The 13249-nt window shown below is 54.0% G+C and carries 15 protein-coding genes; 11 read left to right on the top strand and 4 right to left on the bottom strand.

Annotation, left to right across the window (positions count from 1 at the left end; translation table 11 throughout):
• Window positions 1-69: 69 nt before the first annotated feature.
• Window positions 70-1197 carry a YfbR-like 5'-deoxynucleotidase gene (locus EVJ22_RS09040; protein WP_131443779.1) on the bottom strand — a complete coding sequence of 376 codons (1128 nt, stop codon included), beginning with the start codon at window positions 1195-1197 and terminating at the stop codon, window positions 70-72.
• A complete protein-coding gene (locus EVJ22_RS09035) occupies window positions 1197-2210 on the bottom strand; it encodes an ion channel (RefSeq protein WP_131443806.1) in 1014 nt (337 codons plus the stop codon). Before EVJ22_RS09035 ends, EVJ22_RS09040 begins: the two co-directional genes overlap by 1 nt.
• A gap of 121 nt (window positions 2211-2331) precedes the next feature.
• Between EVJ22_RS09035 and EVJ22_RS09030 the strand changes: the two genes are divergently transcribed.
• Genes EVJ22_RS09030 through EVJ22_RS09005 form a run of 6 tightly spaced genes read left to right on the top strand, consistent with a single transcriptional unit; the run spans window position 2332 to window position 5922 of the window.
• Window positions 2332-2790: a hypothetical protein gene (locus EVJ22_RS09030; RefSeq protein ID WP_016508356.1), complete on the top strand. Its 459-nt coding sequence runs from the start codon at window positions 2332-2334 to the stop codon at window positions 2788-2790.
• Window positions 2787-3152: a hypothetical protein gene (locus tag EVJ22_RS09025; protein ID WP_070328267.1), complete on the top strand. Its 366-nt coding sequence runs from the start codon at window positions 2787-2789 to the stop codon at window positions 3150-3152. Before EVJ22_RS09030 ends, EVJ22_RS09025 begins: the two co-directional genes overlap by 4 nt.
• A complete protein-coding gene (locus EVJ22_RS09020; protein ID WP_131443777.1) occupies window positions 3149-4372 on the top strand; it encodes a glutathionylspermidine synthase family protein in 1224 nt (407 codons plus the stop codon). Before EVJ22_RS09025 ends, EVJ22_RS09020 begins: the two co-directional genes overlap by 4 nt.
• Window positions 4373-4375: 3 nt before the next feature.
• On the top strand, window positions 4376-4789 hold the full coding sequence (locus EVJ22_RS09015; protein WP_016508299.1) for a DUF350 domain-containing protein: 414 nt from the start codon (window positions 4376-4378) through the stop codon (window positions 4787-4789).
• Between the two features lie 60 nt (window positions 4790-4849).
• Window positions 4850-5359: a hypothetical protein gene (locus EVJ22_RS09010; protein ID WP_131443776.1), complete on the top strand. Its 510-nt coding sequence runs from the start codon at window positions 4850-4852 to the stop codon at window positions 5357-5359.
• Between the two features lie 23 nt (window positions 5360-5382).
• Window positions 5383-5922: a hypothetical protein gene (locus EVJ22_RS09005; RefSeq protein ID WP_131443774.1), complete on the top strand. Its 540-nt coding sequence runs from the start codon at window positions 5383-5385 to the stop codon at window positions 5920-5922.
• A 60-nt stretch (window positions 5923-5982) separates the two neighbouring features.
• On the opposite strand, the gene EVJ22_RS09000 is transcribed toward EVJ22_RS09005, so the two are convergent.
• Window positions 5983-7083: a globin domain-containing protein gene (locus EVJ22_RS09000; RefSeq protein WP_131443772.1), complete on the bottom strand. Its 1101-nt coding sequence runs from the start codon at window positions 7081-7083 to the stop codon at window positions 5983-5985.
• 190 nt (window positions 7084-7273) lie between these two features.
• Here EVJ22_RS09000 and EVJ22_RS08995 point away from each other — a divergent pair, with 190 nt between their 5' ends.
• The gene (locus EVJ22_RS08995; protein ID WP_131443770.1) at window positions 7274-7714 is read left to right on the top strand and encodes an RrF2 family transcriptional regulator; all 441 of its coding nucleotides are present in this window, start codon (window positions 7274-7276) and stop codon (window positions 7712-7714) included.
• Window positions 7715-7736: 22 nt separating this feature from the next.
• Here the strand turns inward: EVJ22_RS08995 and EVJ22_RS08990 are convergent, their stop codons facing one another.
• The gene (locus EVJ22_RS08990; protein ID WP_071398439.1) at window positions 7737-8669 is read right to left on the bottom strand and encodes a ring-cleaving dioxygenase; all 933 of its coding nucleotides are present in this window, start codon (window positions 8667-8669) and stop codon (window positions 7737-7739) included.
• 118 nt (window positions 8670-8787) lie between these two features.
• Here EVJ22_RS08990 and EVJ22_RS08985 point away from each other — a divergent pair, with 118 nt between their 5' ends.
• The 4 genes from EVJ22_RS08985 (at window position 8788) to gshAB (ending at window position 13188) form a co-directional block, all read left to right on the top strand.
• The gene (locus tag EVJ22_RS08985; RefSeq protein ID WP_131443768.1) at window positions 8788-8997 is read left to right on the top strand and encodes a helix-turn-helix transcriptional regulator; all 210 of its coding nucleotides are present in this window, start codon (window positions 8788-8790) and stop codon (window positions 8995-8997) included.
• Window positions 8994-9458: a hypothetical protein gene (locus EVJ22_RS08980; protein WP_071398441.1), complete on the top strand. Its 465-nt coding sequence runs from the start codon at window positions 8994-8996 to the stop codon at window positions 9456-9458. Before EVJ22_RS08985 ends, EVJ22_RS08980 begins: the two co-directional genes overlap by 4 nt.
• A gap of 132 nt (window positions 9459-9590) precedes the next feature.
• Window positions 9591-10919 (top strand): MATE family efflux transporter, encoded by a 1329-nt coding sequence (locus EVJ22_RS08975; RefSeq protein ID WP_131443767.1) that lies wholly within the window; start codon window positions 9591-9593, stop codon window positions 10917-10919.
• Window positions 10903-13188 (top strand): bifunctional glutamate--cysteine ligase GshA/glutathione synthetase GshB, encoded by a 2286-nt coding sequence (gshAB, locus tag EVJ22_RS08970; RefSeq protein ID WP_131443766.1) that lies wholly within the window; start codon window positions 10903-10905, stop codon window positions 13186-13188. The genes EVJ22_RS08975 and gshAB overlap by 17 nt, the downstream gene beginning before the upstream one ends.
• The last annotated feature ends 61 nt before the right edge of the window (window positions 13189-13249 follow it).

Raw genomic sequence — 13249 nt, 5'->3', positions numbered from 1 at the left:
TATATCGTTAAATGATATATGTCAATGAATGATATAAAAAAAGCCGCAGACAGGTCGTCTGCGACTCGTTTAACTCGTGACATAATCGAGATCGTGCAAAATGTAGGCGAGGAAGAAAATCATACTCGGATTCTCATAGCGCGACTGGACTTTTCGGAGTTGTTCCCGGTACGTGACTTCGTACTCGGCCCCGTTCATCTTCCGCTCCATGTTCATCTTGATCAACGCGTCGAGCTTGTCCATCATATCGACGAGCGACCCTTCGTACGTCGCATCTTTCGAATCGGCCATATAGCGCCGGAACGCCGGTTGCATGTATTCCGGGAGGAGCGACAATAACGCCTCGCTCTCGGCCCGTTCATACGCCTCGAACGCAGCACCTGTCTCGGCCGTCGAGTGCTTCACCGGACCGAGCACGTCCCCGGTCACGCCTTCGACGAGGTCGTGACAGAGCAAGCGCGCAGTCAGTTCGGCGACGTCGACCTCGACCCCGTACTTCTCACGCTCGAGCAAGCCGCTGAACAGACCGAGCGCCGCCGCCCGGAAACCGTGGATGGCGTCGTTGTCGTCAATCGTGTTGAAACGGCCTTTCCAGCGCCGGACGCTATCCATCCGCATGACGTTCTCGATGAACGTCGCGACGTCCGTCTCCGTTTCGACTTGCTCATAGAGCCAGCGGACTGACTCGAGCGGATGGTTGCGGAGCATCGCTTTCATCTCTTTGAGCTTCTCGACGAAGTGTGGCGATCCGTGTGCGACTTCACGCCGCACGAACAGCATCGCATCGAACGAATCGATCCCGTCGACAATCCGTCCTTCGAACGAATCGTCCTCCGCCTCGACGAGAAAACGATAAAAGTGCGGCCGGAGCGACTGTGACAACAAGTCGACCAACCCGAGGCTCGCCGTCCGCTCCATCCGTTCGATATGTTCTTTGAGCGTCGGCTCTTTTTTCGTCCGGTGCATGATCGGGCCGGTCTGCACCTCGTTCATATCGTGGAACAACGCCTTGCCGAGCACATCGAGCAAGTTGACGTCCCGTCCGTTGTTCTCTTCATAATAGGCCGCGATCAAACTGAACACGGCGACGCGGAAACTATGGCTCGCGGCGTTGTCGTGATAGTGCGGCGCGTATTCATCCCACCGCTGCACGTTTTGCATACGTGTCATCTTGCGGATAAACGTTCCGTTATGCATCAAATTCCTCCTTGCTTTAGACGTTCCCACGCATCGTCATGACAGACGATGTAGAGTGTGTCGTTCGGCTCAAGCGTTGTATCGAGCGCCGTCGCGAAATCGAGACGGTCGTTGACGGCAATTAACGTGACGCCCTGGTGCAACAAGTTTTCAACAGCGTCCCGTACCGTCGCCCACTCGGGTTTCGGCGCGAGCGCTTGAATGTTGCCACCGGACTGCTTGCTGAGCAGTTGCCGAAAAATCGATGTCGTGCCCGGCTGTAACGTCGCTTTCGCCATGAGGAGCGATACCGAATCGTTCGCCAATATAAAGTCGTCGATGCGCACGTGTTTGAACTTTGAGATGTTCCGCTCTTCGCATACTTCGACGACCGTATGTAGGTCAACCCCCCGTTCCGACGATAGCGCCTCGACGGCTGACGCGATCAATAGCGATTTCCCGTCGGCGAGCAACGTCTCGCTGATCTGCGCATCCGCGAAGATGGCGACCCGACGCGCTTTCAAAATGTTCGCCTGCAGGAGCACCGCCTCATCGGACGGGTCACCGTGGACAAAATGGACGTTGTCATGATCGTACGGTTCTTCTTTCAATTGATCGATCAAGACGATCTCCGCCTTCGGCTCATAGCTGAGCACCTCGTCGATCGCTTTCTTCGTCTTCGGCGACCAACCGATATAGACGTAATGCCCTTCTCCTCGATACACTAGCTTTCCCTCCCGTTTTAAACGTTGAAACGTCGCACCGACCTCAACGAGTTTTCCGATCAAAGCCCCGATAATCCCGATCCCGAACAGGAACAAGAAAATGCCTAGCCAACGCCCGGCAACAGTTGACGGGAAGAAATCACCGTAACCGACCGTCGTCAGCGTCGTCATCGTCCACCAGAACGAATCGAACATCGACGGGAACGTCTCCGGCTCGAGCCAGTAACCGAGGACGGTACCGGTCAAAATAATGACGAGTGATGCCAACACGACGTTCAGAAACGATAATTTCGATAACCCGCGCCACACTCGAAAAAAGATATGCACTGAAATCACTCCCTTTCTCCTATATACTAGAGACAACTCAATTGATTTACGAAACCAGTTTGCGTTCGGTTCCGTATAGAAAGAAAAAAGAAAGGACTGACTTATGGACTCCATCGTTTTAGAATACCGACTCTATAAAAATGAGATCTCGTTCGAGCCACTCTACCATTATACATCGCTCGGGCTTGATGAAGTACTCGCTAGACGCGAATGCGAATTTTTCGTCAAAGACGGCATGACGTACAAACAACGCTCGTCCGCGCTCGAAGGCGACCAATATTTCTTGATTTATGTCGACCGGTACACGGAAGGACCTGTTGATAAGAAAGCAACTGACGACATCAAAGTCGAGATTCGTACGCTCGACGACCGGTTCGACAACCCGCTGCTCGAAGCGTACTTCGTCGACCGTCACCTTGACGCGCTCGCCATGCTCGGCAGCGAGTATTTATACGTCGCTGGAAACGAATATGCGCGCGACTCGGCCGAGACGGACGAGGACCGTGGCGTCTACGTCATCTATGTCACCCCGACTGGCTATACACTGGAGGAAACAACATGAAAACAAGCAAGAAGATTTTAAGCGGTCTCTCGGCCGCCGTCTTGACAGCGTCACTCGCGGCGTGCGGTACGGACGAAACGCAACAAGCGACGTTACCGGAAGAGCCAACCGGCTATGAGTGTGACGACTGGGAATGGGACGATGAAACGGAATCATATTACTGCGACGACAGACGGTCCCCGCACTTCGGGAGCTTCTTCTTACTCGGCAGTCTGTTCAATTCAAAAAGTTCGCTAAAAAACTCGTCCGCTTATAAAAACTACCGCTCGAACGGTGGCGCGAGCAGCATCACACCGAACCGATCGAATTCAGGATCAAACTCAGGACTCGGCAGCGGCTCAAAAGGCGGATTCGGGGGATGAATCGGCACGACTTGTTTGGCCAAATCCCTTACTTTTGGCCCGACTTGAACGACGAAGAATATGCACTCTACGATTGCCTCGTCTACACGCAAGACGAGGTCGATCGCATCCGGGAAGCGACGCGCGCCGTCGATGCCATCTTCCGGAAAGCCAATCGATTGTTGCGGACGCTCCCAGATGAGACGCTCCGTCTGCTCGGTTATCCGGAGGCGAGCTTGCCGTTCTTGCGTGACAAAGCGCTCCCGCAAGAGACGATCATCGGCCGTTATGACTGGATCGTCAAAGACGGTGTGATCAAACTGATGGAGTTCAACGCCGACACGCCGACGTTCATCAAAGAACTGTTCGATGTGAACCGGTATGTGACGACCGCGTTCGGACTCAACGACCCGAACGCGAACGCGACAGCCGAGCTGAAGACCGAACTCCGTAAAGCCGTCATCGCGGCGTGGCAACGATTAAATCGCGACGGGACACCAAAAATCGTCTTCACGTCACACGACGACAACATCGAGGACAAATGGACGACCCGCTTCCTCCAAGAGACGCTCGACTTGCCGTCAGAATTCGTCTCGCTCGACCGGTTGCTCGTCGACGTGGACGGCGTCTATACCCCGTCGGGCGAACGGGTCGACGTCTTGTACCGCCAGACGTATCCGATCGAGCACTTGGTCGACGACCGGGCGCCGAACGGCGACTTGATCGGCATCCGGCTGCTCGAGTTGAATCAAGCGAAGCACGTGTCGCTCCTCAACCCGTTGTCCGCATTTCTCATGCAGTCCAAAGGCGTCCAAGCGCTCATTTGGGAACTGTATGAGACGGATACATATTTTGATGAAGCGGAGCGCCAGGTCATCCGGACTCACTTGTTACCGACTTATCTCGAGGCGGACCCATTTTTAGGCCAGAGCGCTTACGTGCAAAAACCGGCCTTCGGACGTGAAGGCGACTCGGTCATTTTGTATGCCGAAGACGGCGTCCCGTTCCATAAAGAAGTGCTGCAGACATATGCCGCAGAAACCGCGGTGTATCAACAATTCATCGAGCTACCGACACGAACGACGAACACGGTCAACGGTTCGCTTGCGACGCACTACATGATTGGCTGCTTTTGTCTGAACGGCCACCCGTCGGCGCTCGGCGCCCGGGCCGGAAGCATGATCACGAACAACCAGTCCTACTACCTAGCCATCGGCACACCAACTCACGAAGGAGATTAACACATGACATTTATCACGCTCGATTCAATCTTGAGCTTCCTGGCTCACCTCGGTACCGGGTTCGGACTTATTTTAGCAGGACTCGTCGTGTTCGCCCTGACGACAAAATATTCGGAACGCAAACTCATTAAAGCTGGCAACGTCGCCGTCGCTCTCAAACTTTGGGGCAAAGCGCTCGGCCTCGCCATCGTCATCTACACAGTGTGGGCGAACAGCGTCAACCTACTCGACGCCTTCATCTGGGGACTCGTCGGGATCCTCGCCCAAGTGCTCGCTTTTTGGACGTTTGAGTACGTGCTCACGCCTGGCGTAAACTTGGAGAAAGAAGTCGAAAACGGCAACCTCGCCGTCGGTGTCAGCCTGTTCTCGGCCTCGCTCGTCGTCGGCATCATCGTCGCCGCGAGTTTGACGTACTAAACAAACAGCCCATGCGCTCAGGTAGCGACATGGGCTGTTTCAATAGAAAGGAAGAGGTAAATGTTCAAACGAAAACTAATTTGGCCTTTAGTTGCTTTTATAGCAATCGTCGTCTTGTTACAGAACGGACGCACCTTTTACGAAAACCGAAAACTTGATCGCTATTTGACGGAATATGACTTCCACGCCTATACATACGATCAAATTGATGAATCGACCCTCGCCCTATTCACAAATGAGGACGAGACATTGCTTGGACTCGCCGAAATGAACGACGACGACTACGCTTTCGAAACCGTAGACAGCATCGACATGCCTCCGTTCGACTACGTTCATCTCCATGATGAAACCACTCACTATTTTGGTGTGCGTCTCAATCATAATCCTCAAAAAGTGGCTTCTCTCCGAATCATCGGAGAGCTGATGCAAGAACAACACGTCCTCAACCGCCCTGAAGAGGATGCTTTTTCTGAATACCATATCTTGAAATTGCATAACGTCCCTCAAGAAAACTGGACCCTTCAAACGTTAGACCAAAATAATCAAGTACTTGACTCCATCGACTTATGAAAAACTGAACAAGGAGGGGCAAGATGTCAAAACGTGGATTCGCGTTATTCCTTACAGGTATGATCATCATCATCGCCATTTCAGTTGCGGCCAGTGTCCAATATTATAACGGGGAACAACGAAAACAACCTTTGGCACAGGCGCAACAAAAACTGCATGAGCACATGACCGCCCAAGGCTGGTACACATACGTAGAAGGCAGCACCGTCGTCTTATTTACGAATGAAGACGAGACGATTCTCGGTCTCGGTATCATGAATTCAGATGGAGGCTTCAGCGCGTCGACATGGGACACGATTGAAGAAAAACCGTTCGATTCGATTCACTTTGGCAATACGACTGATGAATACATCGGGATTCGCTTCAACGAAAAACCGGAAGATGTGGCTTACGTGCGACTAAGCGGTTCGGATTGGAGCGAGACATACACCGTGAACGACCCTCGAGACGAAGGATACGTCATGTCTTACTTGATCACGCTCGATGAATCACAACGGGGTAGATTCGAGACACTTGAGACGCTTGACGGCGACAGAAATGTGATGCACGCGGAAGAATTATAAAACCGCAAACCGATGACCGGTTCGCGGTGGTGTGGCGACTGCTTTCGCGGTCGTCTTTTCTTATGCTTTGGCGAGGACGGCCGATGGACCGAAGAACTCGTAACGTGCTTGTGGAATCGTTTGGACGACCGTCTCCATCATCGCGGTCGGGCCGCATGTGTAGACGTCGCGACCCTCGACATCGAGTGCTTCTACCTGTTTCGCGCTCATGCAGCCTGACACCTCGTCGATGTGTGTGATGAGCTTTAGTCCCTCGTTCACGAGTTCATCGAGCTCTTCACCGAGTGGACGGAGGTTCATGCTGCGGACGGCGTGTAATAGTGTGACCGAGCGGCCTTGACGGAGCGCTGTCTTCGCCATATTGAACAGCGGTGTGATACCGATCCCGCCAGCGACGAGCGTGAGCGGACGGTCCGTGTCTTCCATCGTGAACTCGCCTGCTGGCGCGCTCATCGGAATCTCTGTGCCGACTGTTTGCTCGTGAAGCCAGTTCGAGACGAGCCCTTCCGCTTTCGGCGCGATCCAATAACCGTCTTCTGTCGTCTCGACGACGCTGTATTGACGGTGGTGTAGAATGTCTTCCCCGACGATGCGGGCTTGGACTGAGATGTACTGGCCTGGAATAGCCATGCCGACGACACCGTCGTTCGCGACAAGACGGAACCGTTTCACTTCCGGCGTGTCTTCGATGACTTCAGCGACCGTGAACGGCTTGAAACCGATCCATGGTGCATCGGCGTACATTTGTTTCTCGAGTGAGATAAAGACATCGGCGATGACACCGTACGCTTTTGCCCAAGCTTCGATGATCTCAGGCGTCGCCGCTTCACCGAGAACGTCTTGAATTGCGCCGAGCAAGTTCGCGCCGACGATCGGATAATGTTCCGGGCGGATGTTCAAGCTTTTATGTTTATGAAGCGCCGGTTGGATCGCCGGTAAGATCGCTTCGAGACGGTCGATATGGACGGCGGCCGCGTAGACGGCGTTGGCGAGCGCTTCTGGCTGGCGGCCGCGTTGTTGGTTCGTATGGTTGAAGAACTGACGAACTTCTGGATTGTTTGCGAACATGCGCTTATAGAAATGACTCGTGATGGCGACACCGTGGTCTTTCAAGACCGGTGCCGTCGCTTTGACAATTTCAATCGTTTGTTGATCTAACATAAATATTTCCCCCTTTTTGAAAGTACACATACATTATGTGAGTTTCGTCACGGTAAAAGCAATATATAAAATACTTGTTTAAAACGAAGTTCAACTTTTAGCCTTGATTCCGCCACGCTTTTTTCACATCTTCCATCGTCGCACTTTCAAGAAATGTCTTGTACAATGGACAAATAAGAGGTGAACGATCATGCGGCTCACGCAAACGTGCGACTACGCACTCCGAACATTAATGTACAGCGCCACGTTCTCCCATCGTCTCGTGACGATCCAAGAAGTGGCTGACCAATACCAGATCTCAAAGAACCACGTCATGAAAGTCGTCTATGAGCTCGGGAAGCACGGCTATCTCGAATCGGTACGAGGTCGCGGCGGCGGTTTCCGGCTCGCCCGCCCCATGGAAGACATCAACGTCGGCGACGTCGTCCGGACGATGGAACCGTTCGAGCTCGTCGAATGCTTCGGCGAAGGCCGCTGTGTCATCGCACCGGCTTGTGACCTGCGGAGCGTCTTGAACGAGGCGATGCTCGCTTTCCTGCACGTGCTCGACCGTTACACGATCGCCGACCTGATGGCGAACCGAACGAATGATCTGGCCATGCTTTTAGGCATACAAAACTCGACGGACTAAACTAGTCTGTCGAGTTTTGTTGTTAAATCGGCTTCAGTTTTCCCTCGATCTCCGCTCGGCGTGGCTCTAAGAAAGGCGGCAACGCCAACCGTTCCCCGAGCGTTTCGACGGGCTCATCGGTCGCAAATCCGGGTCCATCGGTCGCGAGCTCGACTAAGATTCCGCTCGGCTCACGGAAGTAAATCGACTTGAAATAATAGCGATCGATCAGTCCAGAGTGGCTAATGCCGAACGCATCAAGTCGCTCGACCCAACGCCCCATCTCGCCATCGTCCTCGACGCGAATCGCGACGTGGTGGACGCTGCCCCGTCCTGGCCGTTCCGACGGTAGATCGGGACGACCGACGAGATGAATCTCCGTCGCCACACCTCCATCGCCCGTCTCAAAGACACGCACTGCTTGACCGTCACGTTCGAACTCGGTCGAGAAGCGATAGCCGAGCACTTCTGTCAACACCCGTTCCGTCTTCTCTGGCCGCCGAACCGTCCATTCGCTAAATCCGAGACCGAAGACGGCAGCGTCAACAGGGACTGGTCCCTGTCTCCATGGCGTACCCGTACCACCTTCCACGAGACAGAGCCGTTGCCCCTCCTCATCCTCAAAGTAGAGCGTCGGTCGTCCGAGCACGTCCGTCACTTCGTCATGCAGCACACCGAACGCAGCAAACCGCTCTAGCCAGTACGGCAATGCTTTTTCTGGCACGCGGAGCGCCGTCCGCGAGATGCTGCTGCTTCCTCGATACGTCTGCCCGAGAAACGGCAGCTCAAAAAATGTCAAATCCGTCCCCGCCGCGCCCGTCTCGTCCGCATAAAATAAATGATACATCGACGGATCATCTTGGTTGACCGTCTTTTTAACGAGCCGCATCCCGAGAACTTCCGTGTAGAATCGTAAGTTTTTCTTGGCATCCCCCGTCATCGCCGAGACATGATGCTGTCCTGAAATCGCTTTCATCGACCTCTCCCCTTCCACATTTGGTTCTATTGTACCACCCGCAAATAAGTAAAGTCAGCTTTACATTAAGTAAAGTTTACTTTACACTATAACTAGAAACAAGAAATGAGGTGGCACCATGCCATTAGTCAATCGCGTCAAGGAGTTACGGGCCCGGCATCAATTGACTCAAGGCGACCTTGCGGCCAAGGTCGGTGTGACGAGACAGACGATCATCTCGCTCGAGAAAGGGAGCTACACCCCGTCGCTCCTGCTGGCGATGCAAATCGCCCGCGTATTCGAGGAACCGGTCGAATCAATTTTTACGATTGAGGAGGAAATAATTTGAAACATGTCGTCATTCAGTCCATCTCCAGCATCATCCTGTACATCTTGATGGCATTTCTATTCAGCTCGTTCGTGTCCGATGTGACCACGGTGATTGAAACCGAGCGATTCGAAATCGAATTTAACATGGTGCCGCTGTTGTTGCTCGTCGGCTTCTTCATTGTCTGGAGCGTCTATTCGTTCAACACCCGACCGAATCGCGATATGAGTTTTTGGAAATGGTCGGTCCGGATGACCGAGTTCAGTGACGTCGATGAACGCGAACAAGTGATCACGGCGAAAGCGACGAAAGCGGCCTACGTCTCGTTCGGGATATCGGTGCCGCTGCTCATGTCGTCGTTCATGTTTTACCCGCTGTTCGAAGACGCGTTCCCGACCTACCCGATCTACGCACTCGCCTCGACACTCATCATCTCGACGCTCGTTTATATGACGACTTGGATTCGGGCCTACACTCATTAAGGAATTCACCTCGAATTCCTTTTTTTGTGTCGATTTTTCGTCGAGTCGGGCGTCGTGATTGCCAATTTTGTCTCGTCGTGCTTATATATAACTAAATGGTTATATACTAATTCGTTGAAGGAGTCTTGTCTTGTGAAAACCGTCGATTTGACGACCGGACGTGTGCAGAGCGTCATCTTGGCGCTCGCCCTTCCGCTCGTCGGCAGCTCGCTCTTACAGTTCACGTATAGTCTCGTCGATATGTTTTGGGTCGGCGCGCTCGGTAGCGACGCCGTCGCCAGTATCGGTGCGGCCAGTTTTTATATTATGCTCGGCCAGGCGATTCAATCGTTACTTGTCGTCGGCGCCGGCATCAAAGTGTCGCAAGCCGTTGGCAGGCGGGACCAACAGTTGATCCAACGTTACGTCAAGGCCGGAAAACGAGGTAACCTCGTCCTCGGCCTGTTCTTCTTGACGCTCCTCGTCGCCTTTGGGCAGACGCTGATCGGCTTTTTGAATATGAACGCACCAACCGTCGAGCGGCTCGCTTACAGCTACTTGCTCGTCAGCGCACCGATGCTGTTGTTCTCGTTCTTCAACTTGTTGTACGCTCGCATATTCAGCGCTTTCGGCAATACGACGACGGCGATGCGGATCAATGCGACCGGGGTCACGCTCAACATGATCTTGTCTCCGCTCTTCATCTATCCGCTTGGTCTCGGCGTGCTCGGGGCCGGTCTGGCGACACTCGTCGCCAACGCCGTCATGTTCGGCTTCTTCTGGCATCGGGCTCGCGCGCTCTTTGACTGGGAGGAGACGGTCGAACCCGTTCGCGCCGACTATACAGAGATCGTTCGCCTCGGCTTCCCAATGGCAACCCAGCGTGTCCTCTTTACCGTCATCAGCATCTTTCTCGCTCGCATGATCGGTTCATACGGGACGGAAGCGATCGCCGCCCAGCGCATCGGCCTACAAATCGAGTCGATTGCCTACATGATGATCGGCGGACTGAACGGGGCGATTGCGAGCTATACCGGCCAAAATATAGGTGCCCGACAGATTGAACGCGTGCACGAAGGGTATCGCGTGACGACGCACCTCGGTATGCTCTACACCGGGCTGATCACGCTCGTATTCCTCTTCTTCCCGGACGTGCTCATCCGCGCCTTCGTCGATGACCCGAGTACGATCGAGATTGGGGCCAGCTATTTACGCATCATCAGCGTCTCCCTCATCTTCGCCTCGCTCGAGATGATCGGGAACGGTTATTTCTCAGGACTCGGGCTACCGAAGATCCCGGCGACGATCTCTATCGTCTTCACCGTCGCGAGGATCCCGCTCGCCATCCTCCTCGAGCCGTATCTCGGCATCGACGCCATCTGGTGGAGCATCGCCATCTCGAGCATCGTCAAAGGGCTCGTCTCGGCACTGTTTGTTCGACTAAAGAAAAAGGAAGTGACTTCACTTGCAGAAGCGATTTAAGCAATTATCCAAGCAACTTCTCACGAGCGGACGGTTCGCGATCGAACGCGAAATGCTACGTGTGACAACAGACGGGACGCTCGCCGTGACGAAACATCCATCAAGTCTCGGTGACAAAGCGACGCACCCGTATATTACGACCGATTTTTCCGAGAGCCAGATCGAACTGATCACGCCGACGTTCCCGACCGTCGAAGCGGCACATAATTTTTTAGAGACGCTTTATGACATCACAGCGCTAAATATCGGCGATGAACGGCTTTGGCCACAGTCGATGCCGTGTGCGTTGCCGGACGGCGGCGTCATCCCGCTCGCCGACTTCGGCAGTTCCGGTATTGAGGCAGGCCGTTACCGTGAACATCTGCTTCAAAAGTACGGGGCGAAAAAACAGCTCATCTCCGGGATCCATTTCAACTTCTCGTTCTCGGACGATTTGATCGCCGCGTTATATGAAGGGTCGCCCGAGCAATATGACCGCTTCAAAAACGAGCTCTATTTGAAGCTCGTCCGGAACTATTTACGTATGCGTTGGCTCGCTGTCTACTTGCTCGGCGGAACGCCTGCCGTCCATACGAGCTACGAGGAACGTTGCGTCAGCCAAATGCAGGCGTTGAACGAGGACGTCTACTCGAATACGACGGCGCTGTCGTACCGAAATAGTGACTGCGGTTATACGAACGTCGAGCCGCTCTATCCGGACTACGCGACGCTCCCAGACTATGCGAGTAGCGTCCGCCGGTTGATCGCCAAAGGCGACATCGCCAACCCGAACGAGCTGTACTCGCCGATTCGACTGAAAACGTCACGCGGCGGAAATGACCTCGACCGGCTCGAGAAGACCGGCATCGATTATATCGAGATTCGCAACATCGACCTCAATCCATTCGAGAAGACCGGTATCGCACTCGATGATTTGCGATTCCTGCACGTCTTCTTGCTCTATTTAGCGTTGAAAGACGAGACTGACTTCGCGGACTGGCAAGCCGAGGCGTTCCGTAACCAACAGCTCGTCGCCAAAGAGGGCCTATCGCCGTCACTCGTCCTCGAACGTGATGGCGAGCCGGTCGCGCTGCAAACGTTCGCTCGTGACCTCGTCGCTGACATCGAGTCGTTCAACGCGCAACACGACCTCGGTTTTGCTGACGTCTTCGCGTCCGTCCGGGAACGGATTGACAACGTCGAAGCGACCTACTCGGCCCGGCTGACAAAAGTCATGACCGACGAAGGCTATACGACCTGGTCACTCCGCCAAGCCGAGACGTATTATGAAGATGCGTTCGCCAACCGGTTCCGGATGCACGGCTATACGGACATGGAACTGTCGACGCAAATTTTGATGAAGTCGGCCTTAAAACGGGGTTACGCGGTCGATGTCGTCGACCGGGACGACCAATTCATCCGTCTCCGTCACGGCAATCGGGTCGAGTACGTCAGACAAGCGACGAAAACGTCGAAAGATAACTACGTGTCGGTGCTGATGATGGAAAACAAGACGGTGACAAAACATGTGCTCGCCGAACACGGCATCCACGTCCCTGGGGGTGTCGAGTTGCGCAGTGAAGACGATTTGCGTGACGTCTGGTCCGAGTTTTCCGTTCAGCCGATTGTCCTGAAGCCGAAATCGACGAACTTCGGGATCGGCATCCACATCTTCAAAGACGGGACGACGCTCGACGAGGCGCTCGAGGCGTTCCGTCATGCCAACACGTTCGACGACGTCGTCTTGCTCGAGACGTTTTTACCGGGGAAAGAATATCGTTTCCTCGTCATCGGTGATACGGTCGCCGGCATCTTGCACCGCGTCCCGGCGAATGTGACCGGGGACGGTGTCTCGACGATCTGCGAGCTCGTCGCGAAGAAAAATGAGGACCCGCTCCGCGGCAAAGGCTATAAGACACCGCTCGAGAAGATCGAGATCGACGACATCGTCGTATCGTTCCTGCGTCCGCAAGGCAAAACTCCTGACAGCGTCCTCGCTGACGGCGAGCGCGTCTTCTTGCGCGAGAACTCGAACATTAGCACAGGTGGCGACAGCATCGACTATACGGACCAAATCTCTGACTTTTATAAACAGGTCGCGGTCGATTCGGCGAAAGCGATCGGTGCCACGATTTGCGGCGTCGATATGATGATCCCGTCGCTTGACGCAGAAAATGACTACGGCATCATCGAATTGAATTTCAATCCGGCCATCCATATCCATTCCTTCCCGTACGAAGGGAAAGAACGTTCCATCGGCGAGACGGTGCTCGATTTGTTGTTTGACTGATTAGGTTGGAAGGACGCTCAATTCGGGAATAAGGACTACATCGTTTCAAGTCGGTGTACCG

This window comes from Exiguobacterium sp. SH0S7, from assembly GCF_004337195.1.
In the GTDB taxonomy this organism is placed as follows: Bacteria; Bacillota; Bacilli; order Exiguobacteriales; family Exiguobacteriaceae; genus Exiguobacterium; species Exiguobacterium aurantiacum_A.
Note: the sequence above shows the minus strand (reverse complement) of the source record. Positions and strands in the feature narration are given on the sequence as shown.

Coding starts and splice junctions, on each gene's coding strand:
- EVJ22_RS09025 (WP_070328267.1), top strand. CDS start 2,787: ATGAAAACAAGCAAGAAGATTTTAAGCGGTCTCTCGGCCGCCGTCTTG.
- EVJ22_RS09005 (WP_131443774.1), top strand. CDS start 5,383: ATGTCAAAACGTGGATTCGCGTTATTCCTTACAGGTATGATCATCATC.
- EVJ22_RS09020 (WP_131443777.1), top strand. CDS start 3,149: ATGAATCGGCACGACTTGTTTGGCCAAATCCCTTACTTTTGGCCCGAC.
- EVJ22_RS09015 (WP_016508299.1), top strand. CDS start 4,376: ATGACATTTATCACGCTCGATTCAATCTTGAGCTTCCTGGCTCACCTC.
- EVJ22_RS08990 (WP_071398439.1), bottom strand. CDS start 8,669: ATGAAAGCGATTTCAGGACAGCATCATGTCTCGGCGATGACGGGGGAT.
- EVJ22_RS09030 (WP_016508356.1), top strand. CDS start 2,332: ATGGACTCCATCGTTTTAGAATACCGACTCTATAAAAATGAGATCTCG.
- EVJ22_RS09000 (WP_131443772.1), bottom strand. CDS start 7,083: ATGTTAGATCAACAAACGATTGAAATTGTCAAAGCGACGGCACCGGTC.
- EVJ22_RS09040 (WP_131443779.1), bottom strand. CDS start 1,197: ATGCATAACGGAACGTTTATCCGCAAGATGACACGTATGCAAAACGTG.
- EVJ22_RS09010 (WP_131443776.1), top strand. CDS start 4,850: ATGTTCAAACGAAAACTAATTTGGCCTTTAGTTGCTTTTATAGCAATC.
- EVJ22_RS08985 (WP_131443768.1), top strand. CDS start 8,788: ATGCCATTAGTCAATCGCGTCAAGGAGTTACGGGCCCGGCATCAATTG.
- EVJ22_RS08995 (WP_131443770.1), top strand. CDS start 7,274: ATGCGGCTCACGCAAACGTGCGACTACGCACTCCGAACATTAATGTAC.